A 23,494-nucleotide genomic window follows, 5' to 3' on the forward strand; every position below is an offset into this window, starting at 1 on the left:
GCTCGCGAAAAACATTAAGTGTGTAGAAGCGATAACAGCTCTGTTGCACAAGCATCTAATTCACACGCTCGGCAATATCGCTTTGGGAACTCTCAAGATCGTTGCCGCGAATATGGGCTGCAATCCGTTGGAGCGCATTTCCTACTAGTGTCCTGAGTTAGAAATTCATGGAATTTATTGATCACTGTGTTGTCCGTCGTATAGTTGGTTCCATACGACGGAGGCGCGATGAGAGGTCGACCGAAAGCGGAGTTGGTGTTGAGTGAATCGGAACGTGAGCAGTTGCAGGCCTGGTCGCGTCGGCGCAAGACAGCTCAGGTGCTCGCCCCGCGCTCGCGCATGGTTCTGAGTTGCGTCAGTGGCGCCAGCAACAAAGTCGTAGCCGACACGCTTGGCGTCACGCCGCAGACAGTAACGAAATGGCGTGCGCGCTTTCTCAAGCAGCGACTTGATGGATTGCTCGACGCGCCCCGGGCAGGTGCGCCACGCACCATTGATGATGCTCGGGTCGATGCACTCATTGCCTAGACACGGGAAGAACAACCGACCAAAGCGACACATTGGAGCACGCGCACCATGGCGCGTGAAAGTGGTCTGTCGCAGACGGCGGTGAGTCGGATCTGGCGTGCGTTTGGCCTGCAGCCTCATCGTCAGGAAACCTTCAAGCTGTCGACAGATCCGCAGTTCGTTGCCAAGACGCGTGACATCGTCGGTTTGTATCTCGATCCGCCGACCAAGGCCATGCCGTTGTGTGTGGACGAGAAGAGTCAGATTCAGGCACTGGACCGGACTCAACCAATTCTGCCGTTGGCCCCCGGCATAGCCGAGCGCCGTACGCACGACTACGAGCGCCATGGCACCACGACTCTGTTCGCGGCCCTGGATATAGCTACCGGAGAAGTCCGTCGGCCAATTGCATCGGCGCCATCGCAGCACTGAGTTCCTGAAGTTTCTGCGCACAATCGAAGCCAATGCTCCCCCTCCATTGGACGTGCATCTGGTGATGGACAACTATGGGACTCACAAGACACCGACCGTTCGCGCCTGGTTCGCTCGTCATCCGCGCTTTCATATCCAAGTCACTCCAACATCGGAGCTTCCTGGCTTAACCAGGTGGAGCGCTGGTTTGCCACGCTGACTGAAAAACAAATCCGGCGCGGCACCCATCGTTCAACACGCCGGTTGGAAGACGCGATTCGTCGCTATCTCGAGATCTACAACGCTGAGCCGGAGCCCTTCATCTGGGCAAAATCCGCTGACGACGTCATGGCCAGTATCGAACGATTTTGTTTGCGAATCCCTAACTCAGGACACTAGTATCAGAAGTAAAACTACTCGCAATGCGAATTAAAATATCGATTTTTCGCCTCATGCCCTTAATTTCGAAATATCTACGCCGTAAAGGTAGCATATCACCACCGAGAAGAAGATCATGAGGATGACGATCGGCAGGAAGCTCGCCGCAACGTTTGGGGCAGTGGTAGTCGTTTCTTTGATCGGAAACACGATCTCCATCATCAACTTCCTCCGGCTCAATCAAGCGAACGGCTGGAACGTCCGTAGCTACCAGGTTCTCCGGACCAGCGACGACATGTTGACCAATATGATCAAGATGGACGCGAGTTTGCGTCAATTCGTGGCGTCCGGGACTGAACGGGTGCTTGAGCCTTACAACGCGGGGCGCGATCAGTTCGCCAAGTCACTGAAGCTGTCCCGATCCTTGACAGCCGACAATCCCGATCAGCAACAACGACTCAATACTTTGAGTGAGATGCGTACGAAGATCAATGAAATCGACGGGAAGCTGATCGGATTGCGTAGAGCAGTAACCGCTGGCGAGCAGCCGTGGAACGCGCTGACGGACTATTTCAGGCAGGGTAACGACAAGCAGTTCATGGATCGCTATCGAGCGGTCTCGGCGCAATTCGACAGCGCCGAGCAGGCTCAGCTCGACAAGCGCGCTGACGAGGTGGCGGCAATGACCCTGGCGACCAAGCTTGCGCTTGCGGCAGCGGGTGTCGCGACGGTGCTACTCGCGATCGCGTTGGGGTCTTTGATTACCCGTGGGATCATCCGGTCGCTGGGCGGAGAGCCCGTGGACGCAGCGGAGGTTGCAGCGCGCATCGCGGAAGGCAACTTGGCGATTGCAGTGCCGGTGGCACCGGACGATCACAGCAGCCTGATGGCGTCGCTGGAGTCTATGCGGCAGCAGCTTAGAACCATCGTTGCAGGCATCCAGTCGTCAGCCGAATCGATGACGATTTCGGCTGGAGAAATTGCAGAAGGAAACAGGGATCTTTCCGAGCGCACGGAAGAGCAGGCGGCATCGCTTGAGCAGACGGCGGCGACCATGGAGGAGCTGACCTCGACGGTGCGTCAGAACACGGAAAACGCGAAACAGGCGAACGCGTTGGCTGGAGGAGCCTGTACAGTCGCGATGCGCGGAGGCGAAGCGGTACATCAGGTGGTCGAAACGATGCAGTCGATTTCACGGAGTTCGGATAAGGTCACCGCAATCATTTCCGTGATCGAAGGGATTGCGTTCCAGACCAATATCCTCGCGCTCAATGCGGCGGTTGAGGCCGCACGGGCCGGTGATCAGGGAAGAGGGTTCGCGGTGGTCGCTAGCGAAGTTCGGACGCTGGCGCAGCGCAGCGCTAGCGCGGCGAAAGAAATCAAGGAATTGATTACCGAATCGGTCGAACGTGTGGCTATAGGTTCGGAGCAGGTTGAACGGGCCGGCGCGACGATGCACGACATCGTGAAGTCGGTGCGGCAGGTGACCGATATCATGGGCGAAATCGCGGCGGCCTCGGAAGAGCAGGGCACCGGGATCGAGCAGGTGAACGACGCGGTCAGCCAGATGGACGAGGTTACGCAGCAAAACGCGGCGCTCGTCGAGCAGGCGTCGGCTGCCGCGCAAGCCATGTCTGAGCAGGCGACGGCGTTGCGGGACGCTGTCTCGGTATTCAAAATCGAAGAAACGGCCACTTCAGGTTCGGGAGTGTTCGACCAACGTCAGTCACTCGTCGCCTGACTGCGAAGCCTGCAACCGCAGGTGGATGACGCAACTGGCTGACGTCACGACGAGTGGAGAGCTCGCCCGAGGGTTCTGTCGCAATAAGGATGGAGGGGCAAGCAAAGGCGATATGATATGCAGTGCTTATTTGGCCAACGAGTAAAACTGCTCGGCAGCAGTTTGGCCAGAGCCTGTTATCTGGCCTTTCTTAATCATATGCATGAGTTCGATGCCGCCCAGCAGAATGCGTGCACACCGGAATGTCTTGAAGCCGAGCATGGAGCGAGTGCGCCGTTTGATTGCCCGGTGATCCTGTTCGATAATATTATTCAAATACTTGTTCTGGCGGATCTTGATCGCCGTGCCGCGCTGGGCGTTCAGCGCTTCAAGCGCGGCCAGGTTTGAGCCACTTTTATCGATCGTTATCGTCTCAGGCTCGCCGTTCTGATCAATCGATTTCTCAAAGTAACGCTGTGCTGCAGCGAGCAATACGTTGAGGCGTGTGCTGCCGGCGGGAATTTCGATCTGGTCATGGACACAGTCGGCGGCGCGATGCTCAATGCGTTCTCCAGCCAAACGGTCCGAGGCAAACCCGTCACCGATGTTGAATAATGACCCTTCGAATGCCATGCTTGCCGCCGGGCACCAAGAATTCGAAGGAAGTGCTTCGCCGTGCACGATCCGCAGCATGAGTTCGAAAGCCATTATTCAGAAGGGTTGCCAGTGTGCGCTGTCACCACAGCCACATGCTCGATCCCCGCACGGCCGATCCTGGCCAGCACGTTCGCGACCGCGCCGAACGATTCCTTTTTATCCGAGCGTAGATTGACAGTGGTTCGCTTGTCCTGCAACGCGAGGCGCCTGAGCGCTGGTTCGAGTTGCTCCAAGGCGATTTCACTACCGTCGACAAAGATCCTCCCATTCGCGTCGAGGCTTACCGTCACCGAGTGAGCGCGCGATTCGGATGCGCTCGCCATCACTGTGGGCAGGTCGATGCGTATCGTCCTCGTTAGCAACGGCGCGATGACCAGAAGAATCACAACCAATACGAGCATCACGTCGACGAGCGGCGTGACGTTGATTTCGGCGAGCGGCTCATCGGTGTCGCTCGTACTCGAACGGGACCTCATGCTCGTACCTCGCCGGTATGCGACGGCAGGCTGGCGCTGACGAGTGCGTCCGCCGCGAAGCTGATCCGGAATCCGTTGCACCGAGCCAGATTGACCAGGTCGGTGGCATAGTCATCCAGGTCGGCGATCGTCACGCGCAGCCGGCGTAGAAAGAGATTGTAGGCAAGTACCGCGGGTATGGCGACGGCGATTCCGACGCCCGTGGCGACGAGTGCCTGTCCGACCGGTTCCGCAATCGCCTCGACGCCGCCCGTTGTGCCTGCCGCAAGCGTATGCAACGCATGGATGATGCCGAATACCGTACCGAACAATCCGACAAAGGGCGCTACATTGGCGATCGACGCAAGCAGCGTCAGCCCGCGTTCGAGACCGCGCCGCTCGCGCTGGATCTGTTGCGCGAGGAAGCGTTCCAGCACTTCCTGCCGGTCCCACGTCGCGAACTCCGTCCGGGAGTCCGCTTCGACGGGCGCGGCGCTCGAAAGCGCCGCGAAGCCCGCGCGAGCTACACGCGCCTTCGAACCGCTTGCCGCGTGCAACTGGCCGGCAAGTGCGCCCGTCGGATCGCGTTCGGCAGTCTTCCAGAAGAAGGCCGTGAAGCGCCGGTTTTCAGACGCAAGCCGCCAATGCATATAGGCTTTGTGCAGAATCAGAGTCCACGTGAGCACAGAGAACGCGGCAAGCACGAAAAGCGCACCATCAACGATATACAGCGTAGCGAAGTCGGACATGTTCATCAGGGCCTCAGGTTCCGAGTTTGAAATCGATGGGCACCTGGACCCATCCATCGATGGCTTGAGTGCCGCGACGGGCAGGTACAAAACTCCAATCGGCGACGGCTTCGGTGGCGGCATCGTCGAGCGATGGGTGTCCGCTCGTCGACACGAGCGCGACGTGATCCGCCCGGCCGTTCGCGAGGACGTGGACCTTGAGCAGCACGGTGCCCTGCCAGCCTCGTTGCAGTGCGACGGCCGGATAGGCCGGCGCGGGGTTGTGCAGGTAAGCGGCGCCAAAGCCGGGTTCGGTCAGTGGTTCGGCGACCGGCAGGGGGCTGGGTGGTGCAACTGTCGAAGGCCCGGGTGTCTGCACAACCGACGTGTCCGTCGATGACTGCGCGGGTGCCGGAGCAGGTGTGGGTGAAGGCGGCTTCGCACGCGTAACGTCCGCGCTCGGCATGGCGCGTCGGGGTTCTGACACGCTGCGGTGCGCCTTCGCATCATTGAGGCTGCGCGTGGGTAATGACGTTCGCGGCCTCGGCGATGTGGGTCGTGCAGCATTCTCTTGGGAGAGTGCTGCAGGCTGCCGCATGACGCCCGGCGATTGAGGTATTACGTCTTGCATACTGAACTCGACGTCAAGCACGTGCGGCCTCGTCATTGCCGTGTCCGACATCATGGCGCGCTGCATCTCGACTAAGACTAGTCCATGCGCCGCCAGCACGGCCAATACCACCACGCTTAGACGCTTTCGCCGCACTTCGCCGAATGCGCCACTGTCGCGCGGCAACAGTCGGCACATCGTGACGCCACCCGTCGAGGTACTCACGGCGCATTGCAATGCGGCCATGCGCCGCCGCGTCGCGGCCATTCCGTTGCATGTCCAAGTGCTCATCCCTGCGACTCCTAATGCTCATGCTGGCTGTGAACCAGTACGCAACATGTGTGCCGGTCGAGCGCGCGGATGTCCCGTCTCACTGCGCCGCGTCAGCTGTTGCAATCTGTTTGGAGACTGTCCTCGTTTGTGACACCGGTGTGCCATTTTGAGACATAGGCGACATCGGCTTTTCGCCAACGGTGCGTAGCATTCGGCATCGAGTGCGAAGGCGTTGGCGATAGGCATCGATGTTGCTTTGAGCATGCATATACCCGGCAACGGGACAAATAGCACACGGGCGTAAAGACCGATGTGTGCAGCGGAGGAGACAGATGAAGAAGCAGTATCTTGAGTGCGGGCGCACTCAACTCGCACTCGCCATGGCCGGTGCAATGGCGATGATGCAAGGCGCGCCCGTAGCGGCGCAAACAGTACCCGTGCCGCTCGCTTCGCCGTCGACCCAGACGATGCCGGTGGTGACCGTCGTCGGCACGACACCTCTGACGGGTCTGGGTATGCCGCTTACCGAGATTCCGGCGGCCGTGCAGATCGTTGGCGCCAGGGAGATCGAAGCGCAACATCCGAATACGATCACCGACTATCTGGCGCAGAACGTGACGGGTGTGACGCTCAATTCCAGTCAGGGCAATCCGTATCAACCGGACGTCAACTACCGTGGCTTCACCGCGTCGCCGTTGCTGGGCACGCCACAGGGGATGTCAGTGTTTCAGGACGGCGTACGGATCAACGAGCCGTTCGGCGACGTGGTGAACTGGGACTTGCTTGCGCAGTCGGCGATCGAGCGTATCGAGGTGATGCCTGGCTCCAACCCGCTCTTTGGCCTTAACACGCTCGGCGGGGCAATCGCGATCACGACAAAAAGCGGTCGGGACAATCCCGGGGGCAGCGTCGAAGTGGAGGGCGGATCGTTTGGACGCCGAAGCATGGTATTCCAGCAAGGCGGCCAGAACGGCAACTTCGACTATTTTGTCACGGCCAATGATGAAGCGGACCAGGGTTGGGCCGACCACAATCCGAGCCGGGTGAAGCAGTTGTTCGGCAAGGTGGGCTATACGGATGCGCACACCGCGATCGACCTGAGCCTGACTGCCGCTGACAACAACCTGCAGGGAACACAGACCATTCCTCGCTCGTTCCTCGACAATCCGCGTCAGGCGTACACCTATCCCGACGTCAACCAGAATCGCGCGATCATGCTGAACCTGACCGGCAAGCATGATTTCAGCGATGCACTGCAGTTGTCCGGTAACGCGTACTACCGGCACTACAACAACGACAACACCAGTAGCAACGTGAACAACGATTACGGTTCGATCGACCCGCTAACAGGCCAGATCGATCTGACGACAGCGAACAATACTCGCTCGGTCATCGCCCAGGACAGTTACGGATTCGCCGTGCAACTGAGCGCCACCGGCAAGCTCGCCGGTATGAACAACCAGTTGACAGCGGGCGTGAGCGGCGATTTCGCCAACGCGCGCTTCTCGCAGTACTATCAGGACGCGCAGTTCACCGCTGATCGCGAGACCGTGGGTACCGACAACTACACGCTGCAAACAGATGCGTCTACACGCAATAGCAACCTTGGCGTGTTTGTGAGCGACACGCTTTCACTGACACGCACCGTCGCGCTGACAGCGTCGGCCCGCTACAACCACGCGAGCGTCAATATTGAGGATCTGACCGGAACGCAGCCGCTTCTCAACGGCTCAAATAGTTTCTCACGCGTCAATCCTGCGCTCGGCATCACGTACAACCCGGTATCGTGGCTCACAGCCTACGCGAGCTACAACGAGGGCATGCGCACGCCAACGGCGATCGAACTCGCGTGCGCCGACCCAGCCGCGCCTTGCTCGCTGCCGAATGATTTCATCGCCGATCCAGCACTGAAACCCGTCATATCCCGCACCTTCGAAGCAGGTGCACGCGGTACCCTGACCTCGGCATTTCACTGGAGCGGTGCGATTTTCCGTACCGACCTGCACGACGACATCGCGTTTGTCAGCAGCAATGGCGCATCGTCCTCGACCGGCTACTTCCAGAACGTCGGGACCACGCGCAGGCAGGGATTCGAACTCAACGCACGTGGGCAAACCGGGCCGCTCGCCGTCACCGCGAGCTACACCTATCTGCGCGCGACGTACCAGAGTTCGTTTGTGGAGCAGAGCGCCAGCAATTCGAGCGCCAATGCGCAAGGTAACGTGACGGTGAATCCCGGCGACCGGATTCCCGGCATTCCGCAGAACACGCTGAAACTGCGCTTCGATTATGCGGCGACATCGAAGTGGAACGTGGGTACAAACGTGCTGTATCGAAGTTCCATCTTCGCCCGTGGCGACGAGAACAATCAGGACGTCAACGGGCAGATCGCCGGTTACTTCGTCGTCGACCTTGATACGACCTATCAGGTCACCAAGCAGCTGCAGGTGTTCGCGCACCTGAACAATCTGTTCGACAAACGCTATGCGGACTTCGGCATCCTCGGGGAGAACTTCTTCAACGGGCCGGGGCACTCGTTTTCTGGCAACGACGTGACGAACGAACAGTTTCTCGGTATGGGAGCGCCACGCGGCTTCTGGGTGGGATTGCGCTATGCGTGGAAGTAGGACGGGGCGCGGTGGCCGAAACATCGGCTACGCGCCTCCCGCAGGTCGACCCAGAACGCAGGATGACCCAGGGCGGCCGTGGGGCTGCTCTGGGTGTCGCCGGCTTAGAAAAACCCCAGCGGCTTCTGGCTATAGCTGACGAGCAGGTTCTTGGTCTGCTGATAGTGGTCAAGCATCATCTTGTGATTTTCGCGTCCAATGCCCGATTGCTTGTAGCCCCCAAATGCAGCGTGTGCAGGATACGCGTGATAGCAATTCGTCCACACACGGCCCGCCTGAATGCCGCGCCCCATGCGGTAAGCACGGGCGCCATCGCGAGTCCACACGCCGGCGCCGAGACCATAGAGCGTATCGTTGGCGATTTCCAGAGCCTCGTCTTCGGTCTTGAACGTCGTTACCGACAACACCGGACCGAAGATTTCCTCTTGAAAAATGCGCATCTTGTTGTGCCCGCGGAACACGGTCGGCTTCACGTAATAGCCGTGGCCCAACTCGCCGGCCAGCGAGTTGCGTTCTCCGCCGATCAGCAATTCAGCGCCTTCCTGCTTGCCGAGATCGATATACGACAGGATTTTCTCGAGTTGCTCCTGCGAGGCCTGTGCGCCGATCATGGTGCGTGGATCTAGCGGATGGCCTTGCTTGATCGCAGCGACGCGCTTAAGAGCACGCTCCATGAAGCGGTCATAGATCTTCTCATCGATCAGCACGCGCGACGGACACGTACACACTTCGCCCTGATTCAGCGCGAACATCGCAAAGCCCTCAAGCGCCTTGTCGAAGTAGCCGTCGTCCTGATCCATCACGTCGGCGAAGAAAATGTTCGGGCTCTTGCCGCCGAGTTCGAGCGTGACAGGGATGATGTTCTGGCTTGCGTATTGCATGATCAAACGGCCGGTGCTGGTTTCGCCGGTGAAGGCTATCTTCGCAATGCGCTTGCTGGTTGCGAGCGCCTTGCCCGCTTCGAGACCGAACCCGTTCACCACATTGAGCACACCTGGCGGCAACAGGTCTTGAATCAACTCAATCAGCACGAGGATGGATGCCGGCGTCTGCTCGGCTGGCTTGAGGACAATGCAGTTTCCCGCGGCCAGTGCGGGTGCGATTTTCCATACCGCCATCAGAATCGGGAAGTTCCACGGGATGATCTGACCGACCACGCCAAGCGGCTCGTGAAAGTGGTACGCCACAGTGTCGCTATCGATCTCGGAGAGCGTGCCTTCCTGCGCGCGGATGCAGCCTGCAAAGTAGCGAAAATGATCGATCGCAAGCGGGATGTCGGCCGCGAGCGTTTCGCGGATCGGCTTGCCGTTATCGATGGATTCGGCGAACGCGATGCGTGACAGGTTCTCCTCCATGCGCTCCGCGATGCGATTCAGGATGTTGGCGCGGGTGGCCGGCGACGTGTCGGCCCACGCCTTGCGGGCACGGTGCGCGGCGTCAAGGGCGAGTTCGACGTCTTCTGCGGTTGAGCGCGGGATCGACGTGAACGGTTCGCCGGTGATCGGCGTGACGTTGTCGAAGTATTCGCCGCGCACGGGCGGTACCCATTCGCCACCAATGAAATTGCCATATTTTTTTGCGAATGGAAACTCGACGTCGAGAAACTGCATATCTGCGTGGTTCATACCGCACTCCTCCAGTAGTTGTGTGAGCGAGCCGATGTAGAGCACTGCGATGCACAGACAGTGCTACTTCGCCAGTGCTCTTCATGGTGCGGAGTCAAACAGCGAGAACCATGCCATTACGTTTCTTGAGTCCGTTATTCCTCGCGCTATCCGGCGCACTGCGTCACTGGCACAAACGTCGGTCTGTTTGAACGGCCATGGTGAACCGTTTCGATTGTCCCATTTAGCAACACGTGTGGTGCCTGTTGTACCTCGATGCAACGCCGTGTGGCTCGTGTGCAGTGCATGGGGGGCGTGCTACCACGCATTTCCCTGAGCCCTGTGGGGCGCGCCGTGATGCGGGTCACGATGGCACGCGATTTGCCTTGAAGGGTGTGCAGTTTGCATGCAAACACCAGGCGATGGCGCCGCCGCAAGGCATTGCGTCGACAACTCAACAGGAGACAAGAATGAAAGCACGTTTAGCTTCGGTGACGCGGCCCAAGACGCTTGCGATGGGCGTCGCAGTTGCCATCAGTCTGGCATTCGGAGCGGCGGCCGCGGCCGCCGCAGCCGCCGCAGCCACCGATTACCCGGCCGTCACCTATGAGCGTTTGACGTCTGCGCAAAGCGACCCCGGTTGGCTCACTTACTATCGCACCTACAACGGTCAAGCGCATTCGCAGCTCAAACAGATCGATACGGCCAATGTCAGCGGACTCAAGCAGGTGTGGAGTTACAAGTTCCCTGCCAACCTCAAGCAGGGCTTTGAAGCGACACCGATTATCAATGGCAGGTTCATGTTCGTGACCACGCCAAAGGACAACGTGTACGCGTTCGATGCCGTGACCGGCAAGCAATTGTGGAAGTACGAACCGAACCTGGGCGCGGAGTCATTCAAGACAGCGTGTTGCGACGTGGTCAACCGGGGCGTGGCGTTGTACGGCAAGAATGTCTATGTCGCGATGCTGAGCGGGGACGTCGTAGCACTCGACGCGCAGACCGGCGCTGTGGTTTGGAAAAAACAGATGTTCGAGCCGGGCCTCGGCTATGCGTTCTCGCTCGCACCGCTCGCACTCGACGGCGCGCTCGTGGTCGGCAGTTCAGGTGGCGAATACGGAGCGCGGGGTTTCATAGCCGCATTGAGTCCCGATAACGGCTCAGTGCTCTGGAAACGTTTTACGGTGCCGGCGGCCGGGGAGAAGTATGCTGACACCTGGCCGAAGGGCATGCAGGACCACGGCGGGGCTCCCGCCTGGCTGACGGGCACTTATGATGCAGCGTCCAAAACGCTCTACTGGGGGGTGGGTAATCCGGGGCCGTGGCTCGCCGATCTTAGACCGGGCGATAACTTGTACTCCGACTCACTGCTCGCGCTCGATCCGAAAACCGGCGACCTCAAATGGCACTACCAGTACACCCGCCACGACACGTGGGACTACGACGGCGTCAATACGCCGGTGCTTGCGACCATCAAGTACAAGGATAAGGACTACGACGCAATTATTCATGCTGATCGAAACGGCTTTTTTCACGCGATCGACCGTACCACGGGAAAGCTGATCTATGCCACGCCGTTCGTGACGGCGAGCTCGGTCACCGGCTATTCGGCTGACGGTGCGCCGATCCAGGACGAATCAAAGTATCCGAAGGCGGGTACGACGATCGAGACCTGCCCGAGTTTTCTCGGCGGCAAGAACTGGTGGTCCGTTTCGTATGATCCGGAACGGCATCTTGCGTTCGTTCCAGCCCTGCATGCGTGCATGTCGCTGTCCGGCAAGTCGGTCAACTACATGGAGGGACTGCCCTATCTTGGTGAGGGGTTCGAGATCAAGCCGGAGCCGGGTAGCAAGGGCTACGGCGAGCTGCAGGCGATCGACGTCAACACCGGCAAGAAAGTCTGGAGTCACTGGACCAAGATGCCGTGGAACGGCGGCGTCGCGACGACGGCCGGGGGTCTAGCTTTCAGCGGCTCGCTCGATGGTCACCTGTATGCGTTCGATGAAGCCACCGGCAAGGTGTTGTGGCAGAGCCCGAAACTCGGCAGCGGGATCATTGCCCAGCCGTCGGTGTTTGAAGTCGACGGGAAGGAATATGTCGCGATCCTGACCGGCTACGGCGGCGCCAATCCGATATGGGGCGGCCCGATGGCCAAGGCAGCGGAGAAGGTGCCAGTTGGCGGAACGCTGTATGTGTTCGCATTGAATCACGCCTGATCGCCGAGTGTTGTCACGGCGTGCTGAGCCTTCCGCGCAGACGCCGTGGCATCCCGGCACTTATCGGAAACATGATCATGAAAATTCGACTCAATTCCCTCGTCACCTGTTTGCTGATGACCTGCAGCGCGGTCCTGCCAGGCATCGCGACGGCTGGCGTGCGTGTCTGCACCTTTCCGGGCAGTCCGTCCACAGCACTGGATCAGGCAGTTACCCGTGAGGCCTTTAAGACAGCCGGTATCGCGGTATCGCTCGCTCCAGGCGGGTTCGACGGGAGCGACGACGACGGTATCTCGCTGAAGGAACTTGGCCGGGCGCTCGGCCATAGTTGTGATGTGATCGCTGGATTTCCGCGCTCATCGGTCGCCGACGGAACGGGTAGCAAATTGCTTTTCTCTCAGAGCTACTTGCGTTCCGGATACGTCAGCGTGAGCGTGAAAGATCCATCAGCTAAACCAGCAGCAGCGACCGATATTGTTGCTGCGACCTACGCCAGTCCGGCGCAACTGATCGCCGTGCAGCAGCACGACATTACGCTCGATCTCGAGAATACGCCCGAACTTACTGTCGAAGCGGTAGCCAAGGGTCATGCACAGCGTGCGATCGTCTGGTATCCAGCCGTGGTCGCTTACTCGCTCGCCCATCCGCAGCGGCACTTCGAGGTCGCGGGCACGGCCTCGCCGTATGCAGACTGGCAACTCGTCTTCGCGTTTGGTCCGGCTCACGCAGCGTTGCAGCAACGAATCGACGCGGCGCTGGCCAAGATGACTGCGAACGGCAAGCTGGCCGCGCTGACGCTGCAATGGGCGATGCCCGACACGGCTCAGGCGGCGCAGCCGGCTACTGACCGGTTTGCCTATATGGACGGGCCGGTGCGCGTCGCCGCGTCCTCTGACATGGCGCAGGCACGCGCACGGCTTCCAATCCGGGCGGGTAATTTCATCCGGGTCGACGCGACGATGGGCGGTGATCCGCCAGCTTTCAGTCGTGGCCAGGTCGCACACGGAAAGACCCTGTATGCCGGCTCCTGCGCGAAGTGCCACGGTGCGCAGTTGCAAGGCGTCAATGCGCCCGCGCTTCGCGGCCCCGCGTTTGCGCCGGCGGCCAATGCGCATCTCACGATCGGTGGCGTATTTGGCTATATGGCGAGCAACATGCCGGCGGATCGTCCAGGGAAGCTAAAGCCCGATGACTACGCCGACCTCATGGCCTTCCTGTTGAATTCGAACGGCTACAGCGCGAGTACGACGAAGCTGACCGCCGACAGCGCGAAGGCTTCGTCGACACCTTTGAATGCGGGTACGTCGCATTGAACATGCGGTCGTCTTCGGCAGCCGGATCGCGAGCGGCGACATGCCGCTCGCTCAATCATGCCGTGCGCGCGACAAGGCACGGAGCAGTGACGGCGGACTCGCGCCATCTACGCCATTTTTTCCAGGACTGAAATTCATGAGTTCAACACGCAGAGTATTCCTTGCCAGAACAGCCGGCCTTTGTGCGGTCCTCAGCTTTTATCGGGAGTCGCTCGCGGCGCAGCCGCACCTCGCTGAGAATGATTCGGCGGCACAGGCACTCGGTTACAAGTCGGATGCGGCAACAGTCGACCGGGCTCGATTCCCGAAGTATCAGCCTGGCCAGAATTGTGCGACTTGCCAGTTTTTCGGTGGTAAATCGGGAGACACGTTTGGCGGATGTCCGATGTTTGGCGCAAAGGACGTTGCCGCGAGCGGGTGGTGCAACGCCTACAGCAAGCGCACCTGACGGTGGACCGGTACCTCGCTTTTCGTGCAGTCGCGACGGCGGCGGGGACTTAGCGGAGGACGGCGATTTGATTCGGATTCGAAACGCGGTTCAGCCGTGCCTTGGCCTCGCATCGTGGCTATTCGCGCTTCGCTTCCTCAGGACGCACGCCGAAAGTCGGTGGAGGTCGCCACTATCCAATGCGCAGTGAGTTTTCCCGACTTCGGAAAATCAGCGGTTGCACATTTTCATCACGCGCCGGACGGCGTGCGAGCATCACGACCTGTTCGATCTTGTCGTGATCTGGTGATTTCGAGCAAACCGGATCGGCTGCTGCAGCGTCGCCTGTCAGCAGATACGCCTGGCAGCGGCAGCCGCCATGATCAACCGCGCGTTCGTCGCAGGTCCGGCATGGCTCACGCATCCAACTGTCACCGCGAAAGGCATTGAATGCGGCGCTCTCGTACCAGATGTGAGCCAGTGACGCGTCACGTACATGTGGCAATTCAAGACCCGGCAGCGAGCGCGCTGCGTGACACGGCAGCGCGGTTCCATCCGGTGCAATGCCGAGAAATACGGAGCCCCAGCCGTTCATGCATGCTTTAGGACGCTCCTCGAAATAATCGGGCACCACGAACAGAATGCGGCAGCGATTGCCCAGGCGCTCGCGGTATTGATTGACAGTCGCCTCGGCTTCACGCAGTTGCTCGCTCGTCGGCATCAGCTGCTCGCGATTGAGCATCGCCCAGCCGTAATATTGGGTGTTGGCGAGTTCCAGGTAGTCGGCTTCCATCTCGAGTGCCATCTCGATGATTTGCGCGACGTGCGGCAGGTTGTAGCGATGCAGCACGCAGTTCAACACCATGGGGTAGCCGTGTTGCTTGATCAGGCGGGCGACGCGTTGCTTCAGGTCGAACGTTCGGGTGCTGGAGACAAAATCATTCAGCTCGCGCGTAGAGTCTTGAAACGACAGTTGGATATGGTCAAGACCGGCTTCCTTCAGACCAGCAATCCGCGTCTCGGTCAGTCCGACGCCAGAGGTGATCAGGTTGGTATAGAAGCCGATTCCCCGTGCATGGGCCACCAGCGTTTCGAGGTCATCGCGCAACAATGGTTCGCCGCCTGAGAAGCCAATTTGCGCGGCACCCATCGTGCGCGCCTGGCTGATCACGTCGAGCCAGGCGTGCGTGTCGAGTTCGGTGGCATCGTGAGCAAAATCGGTCGGGTTATAGCAGAACGCGCAATGCAGCGGGCAGCGATAGGTCAGTTCGGCGAGCAACCATAAAGGCTGGGAAGGGCGGATGCTATCGGTATTCATATCAGTCGAGCCAGCCACGTTGACGTGCATGATCGATGAAACGGTAGACATCGGCGGCCAGATCCGATGCGCCGAACAGATCCTCCAGTTCATCGATGATGTCGTCCAGTTTGCGTGTCCCATCGCAGCGCGCGAGAATTTCACCTGCGCTCGGATTGAGTTTGACCATGCCTTCCGGATAGAGAAGCACGTAGGCATCCTGTGTAGTTTCCCACTGCAGCCGGAACATCAGCCGCAAATGGGGACGGGCGTGGTCGTCAGTGCCGGCGTTCAGGGAGCTCATACCGGATAGGCCTTTTCGATTGCATCGAGCATCGACCACAGGATGTCGAGCTTGAAGTTGAGGATATCGAGCGCACGCTGTTGTGCTTCCGGCGTGCGGAAGTAGCCCAGCGTGACGTCGAGCCCGTGCTCGACATCGCGCTGGGCAAGTGGAATGCGGCTGCGAAAATACTGCAGCCCATCGGCATCGATCCACGGGTAAAACGAAGGCCACCCGGCCAGGCGGTCGCGGTGAATCTGCGGAGCAAACATCTCTGTGAGCGATGAACACACGGCTTCCTGCCACGGCGCACGCCGTGCGAAGTTCACGTAAGCATCGACCGCGAAGCGCACGCCTGGCAGCACGTGGTCAAGCGACCACAATGCCTCACGCTCGAGGCCGACTGCATGGGCCAAGCGCACCCATGCTTCGATCCCGCCAGCGTCGTCACCCATGCCGTCGTGATCAAGCAGACGCTGGATCCACAGCCTGCGCGTGTGCCGGTCCGGGCAGTTCGACAAGATGGCTGCGTCCTTCAACGGAATGTTGATCTGATAGTAGAAGCGGTTTGCGACCCAGCCGCGGATCTGCTGCGGCGAGCACTGGCCGCTGTTCATGCGCATATTGAACGGGTGATGAATGTGATAACGCGCGCCGAGTTCGCGCAGGCGTTCTTCAAACTCGCTCGCCAGCCAGGGCGAGGCTTGGGGGATGCCGATGTGCAGGGGTGCGTTCATGGCTAGACCTGAAATTGCATTACATCGCACGCAACGTCGATGCCGCGGGTGCGCAACACGGCATATTCGGGGGAATGCGGATCGAGAATCGGGTTGGTGTTGTTCACGTGAATCAGCACCTTGCGTGTTGCGGCAGGAAGCGAGTCGAGCCACTGGACCATGCCTGGCAGGCCGCCATGTCCGCATTGGGCGAGATGACCCATGTCGCCGGCGTGCTTCGTCGACAGGCCTAGATCGATCATTTCGGTAGCAGTCCAGAATGTGCCGTCGACAAGCACTAGCTGGGCCGAGCACATCGCTTCACGCACCGCGTCGGATACGCTGGCCAGGCCCGGCGCATAGAACGCCCGAGCCCCGGTAGCTTCGTTTTCGATCAGCAGCGCGATGTTGTCGCCAGGCACCGCTTCACTGCGCCGCGGCGAGTAGGGCGGGGCCTTGCTATCGATTGGAATTGCGGTAAAACGGATGCCGTTCAATGGGGCGATCGCGAAAGGTTCATCGAGCGTAATGGCGTGCTGTTCCACGCCACAGTAGTGCTCGAGCAAGGGTATAAGTGGCAAGCCGCTCGACAGATCGGCGAACACGGGGGCACAGGCGTAGATCGGGAGTGCAGTGGTGCGCTCCCGCAGCATCAACAGCCCGGCGACGTGATCGATCTGCGCGTCGATCAACAACACAGCTGCTATGCCTGTGTCGCGAATCGAACGGGCAGGTTGCAGCTCGGGATTTGCGCGCAGTTGAGCAAGCAAGTCGGGTGACGCGTTGATCAGGATCCAGTCGATGCCGTCCTCGCTGACTGCAATCGACGATTGCGTGCGTGGCGTGACATCGCCAGTCCCGTCGCGGGCGTGGGTGCAGTTAGCGCAATTGCAGTTCCATTGCGGCAAACCACCGCCTGCGCCTGAGCCCAGAATCTTGATCTTCATGAACGATGCTCCGGGCGCCCCCACACTCCGTCAGCAACGGCAGTGGGCGGCGCTTTGTCGTTGCTTCAGCGGTTGGCGATGTACATCGTGATTTCGAAGCCGAAACGCAGGTCTGTATAGGCGGGGGTGATCCAATGCATGGCTGTCTCCTTGAAAACGCTTGTGAGTGAAAAACCGCAGTTGGGAAGCGGTCGGTTCATTCAATGCAAGGTCTGTGCCGGGAGTGGCAAGCGGTGTTCGTAGCGCTTTGGATGCTGTGCTGGTCAGAAGGAAGAGTTGGAGGACTGCACGCACGCGTTGCGGCCCGTCGATCATCGGAAACCTCTCCCCGATCCGTTGCCTGAGCGGTGTTCTGTTTCAGCGCACCCATGTTGCAAAATGACACACGTGAAGCAGCCTGTGGGGAGGAGATTTCCGTTCAGTCATCGGTGCACGGCGGCGCCGGCATCTTCCTGTAGATGGTGTTGCGCGAGATACCGAGCGAACGTGCGGCGGCGGATACGTTCCCGTGATGCTTGGCAACGGCTGCGGTGATCGCAAAGACGGCAACGTCCTGGAGACGCGCGCTTTGCCGCGCCACGGCGTCAATTGTCCCCGGCGGCGCAGTGCCCGCATTGTCGAGATCTTCGAAGAAATCGTCTGGCAGATGTTCGTGCCGTATCTGCCCGTCGGCGTCGACCATGGCTGAAGCTGTGCGTAGCAGGTTGCCGAGTTGGCGAAAGTTGCCTGGCCACGCGCATTGTTTGAAGAGCGTCATGACTTCGCTATCAACGTTTAGGCTTGCTCCGTCGGCGTCGCCGAGCGACTCGCATTGCAGCATCTTCTGAATCACAGACGCGAGATCCGTTCGCTCGCGCAGCGGCGGCAACTTAACCACCAGTCCATTCAAACGGTAGTACAGGTCCTCACGAAAACGGTTCTGAGCGATCATCTCGCGCAGATCGCGATGGGTCGCGCAGACGATCGCAATATCGACCGGGATTGACTTGGTCGAGCCGAGCGGATTGACGAGACGTTCCTGCAGCACCCGTAGCAGGCGCACTTGCAGTGGATAAGGCATGTCGCCAATTTCGTCAAGAAAGAGCGTGCCGCCGTTCGCCTGCAACAGCTTGCCGACAGCGCCTTTGCGCCGCGCGCCGGTGAACGCGCCTTCCTCATAGCCGAACAACTCGGATTCGATCAGGCTTTCCGGAATCGACGCGCAGTTGACCGCCACGAATGAGCCCGAGCGGCGTGGCGAATCGTTATGTATCGCCTGGGCCAGCAGTTCCTTGCCCGTTCCGGTCTCGCCGGTGATCAGGATAGGAATGTCCTTGCCAATGACCTTGCGTACCTTGGCGATGACGTTGGCCACCTGCGGGTCGCCAGTGTCCAGATAGCTGAGCCTCGAAAGCGGAGCGGCGGGAGCGGTAGGTTTCGGCGCACGGAGAGCGTCCGGCCTCGCCTCGCTGCTCGGCTTGTGCGACCATCCGCCGTCAGCGAGCACGGCGCGCCGAAACTCGACGTTCGCGCAGACAACTGCACCGGTGTTCAGGTTCAGCGACAGATGCCGATCCCGGTTTGCTCGCAGGCGGTCGATCAACTGTGCGCTACTGAGGCCGAACAACGACGACAGCGTGTGAGCGCGCAAGGCCGTAAGCGGCAGCCCGAGTTGGAATTGGGCACTGCGATTCGCGGACAGGAAGCGTCCGTCACAGGTAAATGCGGCGATACCTTCCATCAATGTGCCGAGAAACTCTGCGCGGCCATGGAAGGCAATCTGCAACGTCTCGCGAAAGGTATTGGTAAACAGATGGTTTTCAATCATCTGTGCTGACATCTTCGCGAGTGCCATCGTGTGCTGGTGATAGCTGCGATGATCGCCCGTTACGTCCAGCACGCCGATCAGGTCCCCATACGGACCGAGGATCGGCACGCTGGAACAAGTCAGAAAACGGTTTGCGGCCAGGTAGTGCTGCGCGCCATGCACGACGGTCGGGCAACATTCAGCGATGGCAGTGCCGATCGCATTGGTGCCTTGCTGCTGTTCTGCCCAGTTCGCGCCGGGACGTAACGCGACTTTCTCGGCCCGCCGCAGGAAATCATCGTCGCCGATCGAATGAAGAATCAGTCCCTCGGCGTCGGTCAATACGATCACGTTTTGCGTGTTGACGATCTGCTCATGAAGCGATTCCATCACCGGGGTAGCGTGTGCGCACAATATGCGGCTTTGCTCAAGCTTTAGGGCAAGTTCGGCGGCAGGCAGTACATCGTAGTCTGGCCGCATCAATGCGCTCAATCCGAAGGTCTCAGAGCGTTGGTGCGATTTCTGGATTGATGGCGTAAGCCATTCGGCTTCATGTTGTACTAATGGCGTATCAACGTGATTGGCATCATCGCGCATTGTCTCCTCCTGCTCGTTGGGCTCCGATCGTCTCGCCGGAACATCGTAGGCAAAACTTAGAGCAAGTCCCGCGCCAGTGTGCATTTTGGGGCACTTGATGGGGCTCTTCGCAGGACGACTCCTTCTTGTCATTGCATGTTGGCCCACCGTCAAGCGGCCCAATTGACGAAGGTCAATGGCTCGTGCATCCATCCCGATGCTCTATCAGCGCCTAGGCGTTTACCCGCTTGACCACGCTGCTTCGACCGCTAAGTCATCGTCATGTATCTTGCACGAGCAGGCGATCCACTGCCGTGGAATGCCGTCATGGGGTGTGGCGTCCGTCGCCTCAGCGACATTCGGCCTGGGATCCGAACTTGTGTATGCGAGGCGCTTACCAAGCGACTGCACCCGCATCACTGACAGATTCACGGCTATCGGCTCCGCGAAAGAGAAAAGCACTCATCCAGAGCTCTGCCATCTGAAATTCTGCCGGGTGCCGCCGATTCGGCGCTCCGTCTCGTTTGCCGAACATGACTATCCTTTCATCAGGAGATGACAGAAGTCTATGCGCGCGGAAGCTGGTCCAGGCCCACCTCGACAGGCGCCCACATAGTGGACCGTTCAAGAGGCACTCAATATAACCGGTAGCCCGTCGAAGCCGAATGAAACGAACACGCCCACGGTTCCCGCCTTGATCGATTCCACCATGTTGTTCAAAGGCGCTTCGGTTTCTTCGGAAGTTGGTGCGCGCCCGTTTTTGCCCGACAGCGCTGCAACGAAGACGATCGTCCAATCCTGAAGGAACTGACGGGATTCTTCGAGCAATTCGTCAAATGCGCCTAATTCTTCTGGCGTTTTGTCGAGGCATGCCAACGGCGTCAGGACACCGCCAACACCCGCTTCGAAACGGGTTCGCTGCTCTGGCGTGCAGTCCTCGGGCAACTCCACTCGGGTGAAGACGAACAACAACCGTTGCGGCTCCGCTTGTTGCCGCGCGACAGTGACCAGGTCCTCAAAACTCGAAATGCTCATACTCATTTTTGCGTATCCTAAAGGCGTGGCACCGGCGCCACGCGGTGACCAGCTGCTCAACCGCGGTCGAGTTGTCCATCTAACCGGGTCCGCCGCACGCTCGATTGATAGAGCAGGATGAGGGACACCCAGACAATTCCATAGAGCAACATGAAGCAACTTGAGCGCAGGCCAAACCAGTCGAGGATGATGCCGAAGAGGATCGGTAGCAGAAAGCCGCCCAATCCGCCTGCTAAACCCACAATGCCGGTCACGACACCCATTTGCTCTGGAAAATCGTCAGCGACGTATTTGAATGTGGACGCCATGCCGAACGCAAACACCGCGCCCAGGATGAACAGCAACCCGATAAACACGGGCAACCCCAGGTGGATATGGAAGCTACGCGGACCATTGATCGTGCTCACGACAAAGGCCGTATCCGGGTACGACAAGAGGAACAAGCATATCCATGCGACCCACAATCCCCACCAGGTCACTTTGTGCGGGCCCAATCGATCGGCGAGACTGCCGCCGAGCGCCCGCAGTACTGACCCTGGAAGCGAGAAGCCCGCTGCTAAAGCTGCAGCGGCGACAACCGACAGACCGAATTCGCCCTTTAGGTATTGAGGGATCCATAGCGACAAGGCGGTGAAGCCACCGAAACAAATCGAGTAGTACTGGCAGTACTTCCAGACCTTCGGGTCTTTCAACACAAGGAACTGTTTGTACCAGGGTCCTGATGTCTTACCGACACCGGGGTCGGGTGCCGATCCCAGCCAGAAAATAACCGCAGTGACCAGTAGTGCCAACGCATAGATCTTCGGGACGGCTCTCCAGCCATAGGCTGCCTGCAGCGATGGGGTGATGAACAAATTCACGGCAGCGCCAACCGTGCCGGCGCCGAAGAATCCCATCGCAAAGCCACGCTTTTCAGGGGGGAAAAAGCGGGCGACATAGGGCGTGCCCACCGCAAACGATGCGCCGACAGCGCCAAGAAACAGTCCGATCGCGACAAACTGCCAGAACGCCGTCGCAAAAGAAATCAGGAATACGGGGATGGCACACAGAACCAGCAATACGGTCATGACCAAGCGACCGCCGAAACGGTCGGTCCAGATGCCGAGTGGCAAACGCAACATCGCGCCAGTCAGAACCGGTGTTGCTGTCAGCAGCCCGAACTCAGTGCTGTTCAGGTTGAGATCGGTTCGTAGCTGGATGCCAATTACGCCGAACATCATCCAGACCACGAAGCAGACCATAAAGGCCAGCGTGGTGACGCATAACACCAACATCGGACTTTTTCGTGAGGCCATAGTTGCTCCAGATCAGGATGCCCAGAGTGCCGGTTGGCACTCGGGCGCGATCGATTGGCACGGGTTTGAAGAAAACTTCCAGAGGCGACGCCCGGAGCGCTACTGCAATAGCAGTCCGGGGCGTACATCCAGTGTGATGCCGCGCAGGTCGGCGCTTGCGGCCAGCAGCGTCAAATATTGCTGAATCGACTTATGCCTGACATGTTCCAGAAGATAGCGTCCGATGGTTTCTCGAACCGCTTCGAAGGGCAGCGAGAGCCCCTCGATCCGGCGCTCCACCAACACGATATGAAAGCCATACCGCGTGTTGACGAGACCCGTCAGCAAGCCGATCTGTTTGCTATCGAAAATTGCCCTCTCGAATTCGGGCACGCTCTCGCCGCGGGTCAACTGGCCGAGATTTCCGCCGACCTGACCGGACGGGCAGTTTGACAAGGTCGCGGCGAGCGCTTCGAACCGATCGGGGTGCTGAACGAGTTCGCGATGCGCCTCTTCCGCGCGGGCGCGGACCTGGGTCATTGCCGACTTGTCTGTCAGCGCAAAGAGGATGTGGCGCGCCAGGACCAGGTCCGGACTGCGGAACTTCTGCGCGTTTGCCGCGTAGTAGCGCTGACATTCCTGATCGGATGGCACGGGAGTCGCACATTCCAGTTCCAGGAGGCGGTCAGTGATCGGATCATCAAGTTCGGCGTGCGCCGCAAGCAAACCCATTGTCACAGCTCGCTGTGTGAGCAACTCACGCACCACCAATGCCAGACGCGCGGCCCGGTCCGGATCGGCTTCGTTCAGATGGGACGCAGATTCGGCATCGATTGTGGCCGCAGCGATCAAGACGCCGTTGACACTGAGCTCGACCGGGTCTGATACCGCCGATGCGCCGTTCGTGTTTGAAGACATGTGATGTTCCTCGCGTTAGCGCTTACGCACGATCTGGTGCGGCCGAAACAAATAGCCTACGGTTGCCATGCCGCTCCAGATATGAACAAGACGCGTGAAGGGAGAAATGAGGAAGATCGTGAAGCCCAGCACGATATGGATTTTGTAGACGAGCGGTACCGGAGCAATGAGATCGGCGACGGATTGGAACGTGACAATTCCCTTGACATAGGTGCTCAGCGTTTCGAACATGAGCCCGTCCATGTGAGCCAATGAAAGCGGGACGGTGGAAAGTCCGAGCGCAAGCTGCAACCACAATATGACCAGGACAAGAATGTCCGCATGCGCGCTGTTGATGCGAATTCGCGGGTCCGATAGCCGTCGATACAGCAGAATCGACAACCCGATGATTGCAACGATGCCGGCACTACCGCCTGCAGCCATTGCAATGAATTGATGTTGCGAGGCGTTCAGAAACGGCGACACCATCCAGTGCGGCGCCAGAAAGCCTGCGAAGTGTCCGGCAATAACGATCAGTACACCGATGTGAAACAGATTGCTCCCCAGGCGTAGTTGCCGGCGTCTGAGCAGTTGCGAGGAATCGCTCTTCCACGTGTACTGTTCACGATCGAAACGGATCAGGCTGCCAAGCAGCCAGATCGCGAGGCAGACATAGGGATAAATGCCAAACAAAAGCGAATTGATGAAGTGCTGATTCATGAGGCATCTCCAACGAGAATCATGCTTTTGAACACGG

At 59.3% G+C, this 23,494-nt stretch carries 19 protein-coding genes and 2 pseudogenes; 6 read left to right on the forward strand and 15 right to left on the reverse strand.

What is annotated here, in order from left to right; genetic code table 11:
• The first annotated feature begins 228 nt into the window (after positions 1-228).
• Together FH08_RS48885 and FH08_RS0135700 are read left to right on the forward strand one after the other, a co-directional pair.
• Positions 229-1,317, forward strand: a pseudogene (locus FH08_RS48885) (IS630 family transposase).
• Positions 1,318-1,438: 121 nt separating this feature from the next.
• Positions 1,439-3,037 (forward strand): methyl-accepting chemotaxis protein, encoded by a 1,599-nt coding sequence (locus tag FH08_RS0135700; protein WP_200878848.1) that lies wholly within the window; start codon positions 1,439-1,441, stop codon positions 3,035-3,037.
• Positions 3,038-3,163: 126 nt separating this feature from the next.
• On the opposite strand, the pseudogene FH08_RS48890 reads toward FH08_RS0135700, so the two are convergent.
• The 4 genes and pseudogenes from FH08_RS48890 to FH08_RS49760 all read right to left on the reverse strand — a co-directional run.
• Positions 3,164-3,502: pseudogene (locus FH08_RS48890) on the reverse strand (DDE-type integrase/transposase/recombinase); the annotation flags it as partial.
• Between the two features lie 221 nt (positions 3,503-3,723).
• Entirely contained in the window at positions 3,724-4,149 is a 426-nt protein-coding gene (locus tag FH08_RS0135710) for an ExbD/TolR family protein (protein WP_031362930.1), read from the reverse strand.
• Complete coding sequence (locus FH08_RS0135715) at positions 4,146-4,883, reverse strand: MotA/TolQ/ExbB proton channel family protein (RefSeq protein ID WP_200878839.1); 738 nt, start codon at positions 4,881-4,883, stop codon at positions 4,146-4,148. Before FH08_RS0135715 ends, FH08_RS0135710 begins: the two co-directional genes overlap by 4 nt.
• A 7-nt stretch (positions 4,884-4,890) precedes the next feature.
• Positions 4,891-5,757: an energy transducer TonB gene (locus FH08_RS49760; RefSeq protein WP_235210605.1), complete on the reverse strand. Its 867-nt coding sequence runs from the start codon at positions 5,755-5,757 to the stop codon at positions 4,891-4,893.
• A 314-nt stretch (positions 5,758-6,071) separates the two neighbouring features.
• Here FH08_RS49760 and FH08_RS0135725 point away from each other — a divergent pair, with 314 nt between their 5' ends.
• Positions 6,072-8,366 (forward strand): TonB-dependent receptor family protein, encoded by a 2,295-nt coding sequence (locus tag FH08_RS0135725; RefSeq protein WP_051888781.1) that lies wholly within the window; start codon positions 6,072-6,074, stop codon positions 8,364-8,366.
• Between the two features lie 104 nt (positions 8,367-8,470).
• Here FH08_RS0135725 and adh read toward each other — a convergent pair whose 3' ends face one another.
• Entirely contained in the window at positions 8,471-9,991 is a 1,521-nt protein-coding gene (adh, locus tag FH08_RS0135730; protein ID WP_031362934.1) for an aldehyde dehydrogenase, read from the reverse strand.
• A gap of 449 nt (positions 9,992-10,440) precedes the next feature.
• On the opposite strand from adh, the gene FH08_RS0135735 reads away from it, so the two are divergent.
• From FH08_RS0135735 to FH08_RS0135745, 3 genes are all read left to right on the forward strand, one after another.
• On the forward strand, positions 10,441-12,186 hold the full coding sequence (locus tag FH08_RS0135735) for a methanol/ethanol family PQQ-dependent dehydrogenase (RefSeq protein WP_031362935.1): 1,746 nt from the start codon (positions 10,441-10,443) through the stop codon (positions 12,184-12,186).
• 77 nt (positions 12,187-12,263) lie between these two features.
• A complete protein-coding gene (locus FH08_RS0135740) occupies positions 12,264-13,499 on the forward strand; it encodes a c-type cytochrome (protein WP_031362936.1) in 1,236 nt (411 codons plus the stop codon).
• A gap of 136 nt (positions 13,500-13,635) precedes the next feature.
• Positions 13,636-13,947: a high-potential iron-sulfur protein gene (locus FH08_RS0135745; protein ID WP_031362937.1), complete on the forward strand. Its 312-nt coding sequence runs from the start codon at positions 13,636-13,638 to the stop codon at positions 13,945-13,947.
• A 172-nt stretch (positions 13,948-14,119) separates the two neighbouring features.
• Here FH08_RS0135745 and pqqE read toward each other — a convergent pair whose 3' ends face one another.
• The 10 genes from pqqE to narI all read right to left on the reverse strand — a co-directional run bounded on the left by pqqE (position 14,120) and on the right by narI (position 23,457).
• A complete protein-coding gene (pqqE, locus tag FH08_RS0135750; RefSeq protein WP_031362938.1) occupies positions 14,120-15,244 on the reverse strand; it encodes a pyrroloquinoline quinone biosynthesis protein PqqE in 1,125 nt (374 codons plus the stop codon).
• A 1-nt stretch (position 15,245) separates the two neighbouring features.
• Entirely contained in the window at positions 15,246-15,527 is a 282-nt protein-coding gene (pqqD, locus tag FH08_RS0135755) for a pyrroloquinoline quinone biosynthesis peptide chaperone PqqD (protein ID WP_031362939.1), read from the reverse strand.
• Positions 15,524-16,243: a pyrroloquinoline-quinone synthase PqqC gene (pqqC, locus tag FH08_RS0135760; protein WP_031362940.1), complete on the reverse strand. Its 720-nt coding sequence runs from the start codon at positions 16,241-16,243 to the stop codon at positions 15,524-15,526. Before pqqC ends, pqqD begins: the two co-directional genes overlap by 4 nt.
• A gap of 2 nt (positions 16,244-16,245) precedes the next feature.
• Entirely contained in the window at positions 16,246-17,169 is a 924-nt protein-coding gene (gene pqqB, locus FH08_RS0135765; protein WP_031362941.1) for a pyrroloquinoline quinone biosynthesis protein PqqB, read from the reverse strand.
• A 65-nt stretch (positions 17,170-17,234) separates the two neighbouring features.
• A complete protein-coding gene (gene pqqA, locus FH08_RS52185) occupies positions 17,235-17,309 on the reverse strand; it encodes a pyrroloquinoline quinone precursor peptide PqqA (protein WP_101613798.1) in 75 nt (24 codons plus the stop codon).
• Positions 17,310-17,587: 278 nt separating this feature from the next.
• Entirely contained in the window at positions 17,588-19,552 is a 1,965-nt protein-coding gene (locus FH08_RS0135775; protein WP_031362942.1) for a sigma-54-dependent Fis family transcriptional regulator, read from the reverse strand.
• Between the two features lie 603 nt (positions 19,553-20,155).
• Positions 20,156-20,572, reverse strand: a complete 417-nt coding sequence (locus FH08_RS0135780; RefSeq protein WP_419178038.1) for a ribonucleotide reductase subunit alpha — start codon at positions 20,570-20,572, stop codon at positions 20,156-20,158.
• 50 nt (positions 20,573-20,622) lie between these two features.
• Entirely contained in the window at positions 20,623-21,861 is a 1,239-nt protein-coding gene (locus FH08_RS0135785; protein ID WP_031362944.1) for an MFS transporter, read from the reverse strand.
• Between the two features lie 99 nt (positions 21,862-21,960).
• Positions 21,961-22,758, reverse strand: a complete 798-nt coding sequence (locus tag FH08_RS0135790) for a peptidylprolyl isomerase (protein WP_031362945.1) — start codon at positions 22,756-22,758, stop codon at positions 21,961-21,963.
• A 15-nt stretch (positions 22,759-22,773) separates the two neighbouring features.
• Positions 22,774-23,457: a respiratory nitrate reductase subunit gamma gene (gene narI, locus FH08_RS0135795; RefSeq protein WP_031362946.1), complete on the reverse strand. Its 684-nt coding sequence runs from the start codon at positions 23,455-23,457 to the stop codon at positions 22,774-22,776.
• Between the last annotated feature and the right edge of the window lie 37 nt (positions 23,458-23,494).

Source organism: Caballeronia sordidicola (assembly GCF_000729995.1).
In the GTDB taxonomy this organism is placed as follows: domain Bacteria; phylum Pseudomonadota; class Gammaproteobacteria; order Burkholderiales; family Burkholderiaceae; genus Caballeronia; species Caballeronia sordidicola_A.

What these genes read in the sequence shown, in the direction of transcription:
- FH08_RS0135700 (WP_200878848.1), top strand. Translation starts at nt 1,439, where the DNA reads ATGACGATCGGCAGGAAGCTCGCCGCAACGTTTGGGGCAGTGGTAGTC.
- FH08_RS0135710 (WP_031362930.1), bottom strand. Translation starts at nt 4,149, where the DNA reads ATGAGGTCCCGTTCGAGTACGAGCGACACCGATGAGCCGCTCGCCGAA.
- FH08_RS0135715 (WP_200878839.1), bottom strand. Translation starts at nt 4,883, where the DNA reads ATGAACATGTCCGACTTCGCTACGCTGTATATCGTTGATGGTGCGCTT.
- FH08_RS49760 (WP_235210605.1), bottom strand. Translation starts at nt 5,757, where the DNA reads ATGAGCACTTGGACATGCAACGGAATGGCCGCGACGCGGCGGCGCATG.
- FH08_RS0135725 (WP_051888781.1), top strand. Translation starts at nt 6,072, where the DNA reads ATGAAGAAGCAGTATCTTGAGTGCGGGCGCACTCAACTCGCACTCGCC.
- adh (WP_031362934.1), bottom strand. Translation starts at nt 9,991, where the DNA reads ATGAACCACGCAGATATGCAGTTTCTCGACGTCGAGTTTCCATTCGCA.
- FH08_RS0135735 (WP_031362935.1), top strand. Translation starts at nt 10,441, where the DNA reads ATGAAAGCACGTTTAGCTTCGGTGACGCGGCCCAAGACGCTTGCGATG.
- FH08_RS0135740 (WP_031362936.1), top strand. Translation starts at nt 12,264, where the DNA reads ATGAAAATTCGACTCAATTCCCTCGTCACCTGTTTGCTGATGACCTGC.
- FH08_RS0135745 (WP_031362937.1), top strand. Translation starts at nt 13,636, where the DNA reads ATGAGTTCAACACGCAGAGTATTCCTTGCCAGAACAGCCGGCCTTTGT.
- pqqE (WP_031362938.1), bottom strand. Translation starts at nt 15,244, where the DNA reads ATGAATACCGATAGCATCCGCCCTTCCCAGCCTTTATGGTTGCTCGCC.
- pqqD (WP_031362939.1), bottom strand. Translation starts at nt 15,527, where the DNA reads ATGAGCTCCCTGAACGCCGGCACTGACGACCACGCCCGTCCCCATTTG.
- pqqC (WP_031362940.1), bottom strand. Translation starts at nt 16,243, where the DNA reads ATGAACGCACCCCTGCACATCGGCATCCCCCAAGCCTCGCCCTGGCTG.
- pqqB (WP_031362941.1), bottom strand. Translation starts at nt 17,169, where the DNA reads ATGAAGATCAAGATTCTGGGCTCAGGCGCAGGCGGTGGTTTGCCGCAA.
- FH08_RS0135775 (WP_031362942.1), bottom strand. Translation starts at nt 19,552, where the DNA reads ATGCGCGATGATGCCAATCACGTTGATACGCCATTAGTACAACATGAA.
- FH08_RS0135780 (WP_419178038.1), bottom strand. Translation starts at nt 20,572, where the DNA reads ATGAGTATGAGCATTTCGAGTTTTGAGGACCTGGTCACTGTCGCGCGG.
- FH08_RS0135785 (WP_031362944.1), bottom strand. Translation starts at nt 21,861, where the DNA reads ATGGCCTCACGAAAAAGTCCGATGTTGGTGTTATGCGTCACCACGCTG.
- FH08_RS0135790 (WP_031362945.1), bottom strand. Translation starts at nt 22,758, where the DNA reads ATGTCTTCAAACACGAACGGCGCATCGGCGGTATCAGACCCGGTCGAG.
- narI (WP_031362946.1), bottom strand. Translation starts at nt 23,457, where the DNA reads ATGAATCAGCACTTCATCAATTCGCTTTTGTTTGGCATTTATCCCTAT.